This is a genomic window from Methylobrevis pamukkalensis, from assembly GCF_001720135.1.
Classification (GTDB): Bacteria; Pseudomonadota; Alphaproteobacteria; order Rhizobiales; family Pleomorphomonadaceae; genus Methylobrevis; species Methylobrevis pamukkalensis.
Genome location: NZ_MCRJ01000175.1, coordinates 1 through 5,584 on the forward strand (window position 1 = coordinate 1; position 5,584 = coordinate 5,584).

Annotated in this window: 6 protein-coding genes; 3 read left to right on the plus strand and 3 right to left on the minus strand. The window is 69.5% G+C overall.

Annotated features, from left to right (window positions below):
- Positions 1-175 precede the first annotated feature (175 nt).
- Together A6302_RS19055 and mazG are read left to right on the plus strand one after the other, a co-directional pair.
- On the plus strand, positions 176-1,141 hold the full coding sequence (locus tag A6302_RS19055) for an ABC transporter substrate-binding protein (RefSeq protein ID WP_245294154.1): 966 nt from the start codon (positions 176-178) through the stop codon (positions 1,139-1,141).
- A 126-nt stretch (positions 1,142-1,267) separates the two neighbouring features.
- Entirely contained in the window at positions 1,268-2,140 is an 873-nt protein-coding gene (gene mazG / locus A6302_RS19060) for a nucleoside triphosphate pyrophosphohydrolase (protein WP_069308352.1), read from the plus strand.
- Between the two features lie 18 nt (positions 2,141-2,158).
- On the opposite strand, the gene A6302_RS19065 is transcribed toward mazG, so the two are convergent.
- Positions 2,159-2,590, minus strand: coding sequence for a rhodanese-like domain-containing protein (locus A6302_RS19065; RefSeq protein ID WP_069308353.1), 432 nt, complete (start codon positions 2,588-2,590; stop codon positions 2,159-2,161).
- Between the two features lie 92 nt (positions 2,591-2,682).
- Between A6302_RS19065 and ftrA the strand changes: the two genes are divergently transcribed.
- Positions 2,683-3,672: a transcriptional regulator FtrA gene (gene ftrA, locus A6302_RS19070; RefSeq protein WP_069308354.1), complete on the plus strand. Its 990-nt coding sequence runs from the start codon at positions 2,683-2,685 to the stop codon at positions 3,670-3,672.
- A gap of 21 nt (positions 3,673-3,693) precedes the next feature.
- Here the strand turns inward: ftrA and hflX are convergent, their stop codons facing one another.
- On the minus strand, positions 3,694-5,184 hold the full coding sequence (hflX, locus tag A6302_RS19075; RefSeq protein WP_083255911.1) for a GTPase HflX: 1,491 nt from the start codon (positions 5,182-5,184) through the stop codon (positions 3,694-3,696).
- Between the two features lie 286 nt (positions 5,185-5,470).
- A partial coding sequence (locus tag A6302_RS19080; RefSeq protein ID WP_210183399.1) for an RNA chaperone Hfq occupies positions 5,471-5,584 on the minus strand: 114 nt, incomplete at its 5' end.

The following is a 5,584-nucleotide window of genomic DNA, read 5'->3' on the forward strand; positions in this document are numbered from 1 at the left end:
GTCGACTCGCATTTTCCCAATGTGACCTTTTGTTTAGGTGCGCATCCTCCCCCTAGCTCCTACCATGCGCGCAAGACCGCCCGCCGCGCCGAACCGCGTGCGAGACGCGGCCGCGTCGCCTTCCGTGGGCGATGACAGATCCGGGAGAAACAGCATGATGTCCGCAACGAGAGGCGTGGCTGCCGCCACCCTTGTCCTGACCCTGTCCGCCCTGCCCGCCGTGGCGGCCGACACGATCCGCGTCGGCGTTCTGAAATTCGGCACCGTCAACTGGGAGATGGACGTCATCAAGGCCCACGGGCTCGACGCCAAGCACGGCTTTGCGCTTGAGCTCGTCGAGGTCGCCAACAACGAGGCGACCAAGATCGGCCTTCAGGGCGGCAACATGGACGTGATCGTCAGCGACTGGCTGTGGGTCTCGCGCCAGCGCACCGAGGGCGGCGACCTCACCTTCGTGCCGTTTTCCTCGGCCGTCGGCGCGGTGATGGTGCCGCCGCAGTCGGCGGTGGCCAATCTCGGCGATCTCAAGGGCAAGACGATCGGGGTGGCCGGCGGGCCGCTCGACAAGAACTGGCTGATGATCCAGGCCGCGGCCAGGAAGGACTTCGGCGTCGATCTCGCCACCGAGGCCGAGCCGGTGTTCGGCGCCCCCCCGCTGCTGGCCGAAAAGGCCGCGCAGGGCGAACTCGATGCCTCGCTGAACTTCTGGAACTACTGTGCCAAGCTGGAAGCCAAGGGCTTCAAGCGCCTCTACAGCGGCAGCGACGCCGCGCAGGCGCTGGGTGCCGGCGGCGATGCCGCCGCGATCGGCTATGTCTTCAGCGACGCCTTCGCCGATGCCCATGAGGCGGCGATGAAGGGCTTCGTCGCAGCCTCGCGCGAGGCGAAGGAGATCCTGAGGACCAGCGACGCCGAATGGGAGCGCCTGCGCCCGATCGTGCGGCCCGCCGACGACGCGGAACTCGCGATCCTGCGCGACCGCTTCCGCGAGGGCATCCCCACTGCCCCGCTGGCCGACGAGATCGCCAGCGCGAAGAAGGTCTACGGCCTCATGGTCGAACTCGGCGGCGAGACGCTGGTCGGCAGCGGCAGGGAGCTTGCCGAAGGCACCTACTGGCCGGGCCAGGCCGACGCGATGTGATCGCGTTTCATCCGTGAAGATCCTCGATCCGATCGGGGCGGCCCTGCGGTCGCCCCGATTGCGTTCGGCGCCTGCCTCTGGTCCAGTGCCGCTTTCGCAAGGCAGCAAGGACGGCAGCGCGTGGACATGGACGGCACCCCGCCCGGCGACATCCGCCGGCTTCTCTCCATCATGGCCGCACTGCGCGATCCGGCGACCGGCTGTCCGTGGGACATCGAGCAGACCTTCGCCAGCATCGCGCCCTACACGGTGGAGGAGGCCCACGAGGTCGCGGACGCCATCGCCCGCGGCGATCTCGACGACCTGCGCGACGAACTCGGCGACCTGCTGCTGCAGGTCGTCTTTCATGCGCGCATGGCCGAGGAGAGCGGCGACTTCGCCTTCGCCGACGTGGTCGCCGCCATCAGCGACAAGATGCTCCGCCGCCATCCCCATGTGTTCGGCGACGCCGAGGCGCGCGACGCCGGGGCGGTGAAGGGTTCGTGGGCGCGGATCAAGGCCGAGGAGAAGGCCGCCCGTCGTGCCCGCCGGCTGGCGCGCGGCCTGCCCGACGACGGCGACAAGGGCCTGCTCGGCGACGTGCCGGCGAGCCAGCCGCCGCTGTCGCGGGCGGTCAAGCTCCAGGCCAAGGCCGCGACGGTCGGCTTCGACTGGCACGATCCGAAGCTGGTGATCGCCAAGATCCGCGAGGAACTGGACGAACTGGAAGCCGAGATCGACGCCCACGGGCTGGCGCTGTCGCCGCACCGTCCGGCGCCGGAGCCGGTGGCGCGCGAGTTCGGCGATCTCCTGTTCGCGCTGGCCAATCTCGGCCGCCACATCGGCGCCGATCCGGACATGGCGCTCGGCCTCACCAACGAGAAATTCGCCCGCCGCTTCCGCTTCATCGAAACCGAACTCGCCAAGGTCGGCCGCACCACGGCGGACGCCAGCCTCGACGAGATGGAAGCTCTCTGGCAGCGGGCGAAGACCGAGGCGCCCGATCCCTCCGGGCTCTGAAGAAAACAGGCGAGCCGTTCAAGCGGCGTCGAGGGTACGCAGATCGCCCGGCTCGGCGCCGGCCGCGAACGGCAGGCCCTCGTCGGCCCAGCCGGTGATGCCGCCGATCATCAGCTTCACCGGCCGGCCGAGGCGGGCGAGCGCCAGCGCGGCCCGGTCGGCGCCGTTGCAATGCGGACCGGCGCAGTAGACGACGAACAGCGTCTCCATCGGCCAGCGCGCCATGGTCGCCGCATCGATTCTCCGGTGCGGCAGATGCAGCGCGCCGGGCACATGGCGGCGCGCATAGGCCGCGTCGGACCCGACCACGTGCAGCAGCACGAAGCCCGGCGCGCCGCTGCGCAACGCATCGGCGACATCCGCGCAATCGGTCTCGAAGGACAGGCGGGCGGCAAAGTGATGGACCGCGAGGTCAGGCGCGGCGGCGGGATGGTCGGTGACGGCGTTCATGTCGGCCTCCGTGGGTTCGGATCACACCGACAGGCATACACGGGGGCGGCGGTGCCTTGCCTCTGGCACGATCGCCAACTAGCATCAAGATCATGCCAAAAGCCGTCCCTTCCGCCCTGCCCGCCGGAAACCGCGTCGTCGTGCTCGCCTATGACGGGCTCTGCACCTTCGAGTTCGGCGTTGCGGTGGAGGTGTTCGGTCTCGATCGTCCGGAAATGGGCGACAACTGGTATCGTTTCGCGGTCGCGGCGATCGACGCGGGACCGATGCGCGCCACCGGCGGCATCCGGATCGTCGCCGATGGCGGGCTGGACCTGCTGGCGGAGGCCGGCACGATCATGGTGCCGGGCTGGCGCGGGATCGACGCCCCGGTTCCGGACGATCTCGTGTTCGCGCTCCGCGCCGCCCATGGCCGCGGCGCGCGGCTGATGTCGATCTGCTCCGGCGTGTTCGTGCTGGCGGCGACAGGCCTGCTCGACGGTCGCCGCGCCACCACCCACTGGCGCTACACGCAGGCGCTGGCCGAGCGCCATCCGGCGATCCGGGTCGAGCCCGGCGTGCTCTATGTCGACGAGGGGCAGATCCTGACGTCGGCCGGCAGCGCGGCCGGCATCGACCTCTGCCTGCATCTGGTGCGCCGCGACTTCGGACCGGAGGCCGCCAACAGTGTCGCCCGGCGCCTCGTGGTCCCGCCGCATCGCGACGGCGGACAGGCCCAGTATGTGCCCCGCCCCGTGCCGACCCTCCACGAGCGGGCCCGCCTCGGGCCATTGCTCGATGCGCTGCGCGCCGATCTCGGCCGCGACCACGCCATCGAGGAACTCGCCCGGCGTGCCGGCATGAGCCGTCGGACCTTCCTGCGCCGCTTTGCCGAGGCGACGGGTACGACGCCGGCGCGCTGGCTGCTGGCCGAGCGGCTGCAACGGGCCAGGGATCTGCTGGAGCGGTCGCCGGCGCCGGTCGAGGAGGTGGCGGCCGCCGCCGGCTTCGGCAGCGCCGCCATCCTGCGCCACCATTTCCGCAATGCGATGGCGACAACACCCGCAGCCTACCGCGCCGGCTTCAGGCTGGCGCGGTCCTAGGTCCTGCATTGACCGGTTCGATCAGGCGGTGCGTTCGGTCGCCTTGAACCTTGCGATGAACTGCGGCTGATGACGCAGCGAGACCCGCACCCGCATCGGAATGCCGCCCTCCACCGCCTCGCCGCGGTCCAGCACCTCGGCATTGCGGTGCAGCCAGGCAAAGCCCTCGCCATCGGAGGGATCGAGCTTGAGGTCGTAGACCGGATGGTCGCCGACGAGCCGTTCCTCGATCGCCGCCAGCAGGGCATCCATGCCCTCTCCGGTCAGCGCCGACACGGGGATCGGGGCAGTCACCTTGGACGCGTCAGCCCCACCGGCCGGCGGGGTCGCGGCACTTGCCGCCTCCAGCAGGCGCTCGCGCCGGTCGGGGTCGATCACGTCGATCTTGTTCCAGACCTCGATCATCCGCCCGGTTTCGCCGATCTCGACCTCCAGCAGGCGCAGCACCTCGGCCACGTCTTCGGACTGCGCCTCGGTGTCCTCATGCGAGATGTCGCGCACATGCAGGATCACATCGGCCTCGATCACCTCTTCCAGCGTCGCCCGGAAGGCGGCGACCAGGTGGGTCGGCAGGTTGGAGATGAAGCCCACCGTGTCGGACAGGATGATCTCGGCGCCATGGGGCAGCTTGATGCGGCGGAGGGTCGGGTCGAGCGTCGCGAACAGCAGGTCCTTCGCCAGCACGTCCGCCTCGGTCAGGCGGTTGAACAGCGTCGACTTGCCGGCGTTGGTGTAGCCGACGAGGGCCACCACCGGATGCGGCACCTTCTTGCGATTGCGCCGGTGCAGGTCGCGCGTCTGGCGCACCTTGTCGAGGTCGCCCTCGATCTTGGCGATCCGCTCCTGCAGCAGCCGCCGGTCGGCCTCGATCTGGGTTTCACCGGGGCCGCCGAGGAAGCCGAAGCCGCCGCGCTGCCGCTCGAGGTGGGTCCAGCTGCGGACCAGCCGGCTCTTCTGGTAGTTGAGATGGGCAAGCTCGACCTGGAGCGACCCTTCGCGCGTCCGGGCGCGGGCGCCGAAAATCTCGAGAATGAGGCCGGTACGATCGACCACCTTGGCGTTCCACGCCTTCTCCAGATTGCGCTGCTGGATCGGCGTCAGGGCGTGGTCGACGACGACGAGGGTCACCTCGCCCTCCTCGATCGCCAGGCGGATCTCTTCGACCTTGCCTTCGCCAAGCAGGGTCGCCGGACGCGGATTGGTGATGCGCACCGGATGCTGGCCGACGATCTCCAGGTCGATCGCCCGCGCAAGTCCCACCGCCTCGGCGACCCGCGCCTCCATCGAGCGCACCGCGAGAAGGTCACTCGGATCGGCAGGTCCGCGACGACGCATCACCACGTCCGGCACGACGACGAGCGTGCGCGTCTTTTCCGCCAGCCGGGACACGGCGCGCGGCTTGCCAAGGGTGATGCCGATCTGTTCGTTGGGGTCGCGTTCGTTCAAGTCCTGTCCTGTCGGTCTTCGATCGTGATCTGGCTGCCGGGCCGAAAGGCCCCGGTCGATCGACATCGTAGTGGAAATTCGCCGCGCCGGCATGTGCGGGGCACACGCACTGCCGAGCAGGAGGCCTCGGCCGCCTGGGGAAACCCGTGTCCGACAGATATGGGGTCGACGAGGGTGGCGGGAAAGGTGCGGCGCGCACGGAAAAACGCAGCCCGTCACCGCTCATGCAGCATGGCGCTCCGGCGTGCCGGGACAACAACGTCGCAGGTTGAGAGGCAAGGCCGATCGCCATCGGCGGAACGCGCCTGCGGCCAGGCTCCGGGAGGCGAAGCCGGCCGCAGGATCGCTGACGTCAGCTGGCGTCTTCCGGCTCGAAAAGCTGAACCGGCTGGGCCGGCATGATCGTCGAAATCGCATGCTTGTAGACGAGCTGGGAGTGCCCGTCGCGACGAAGCAACACACAAAA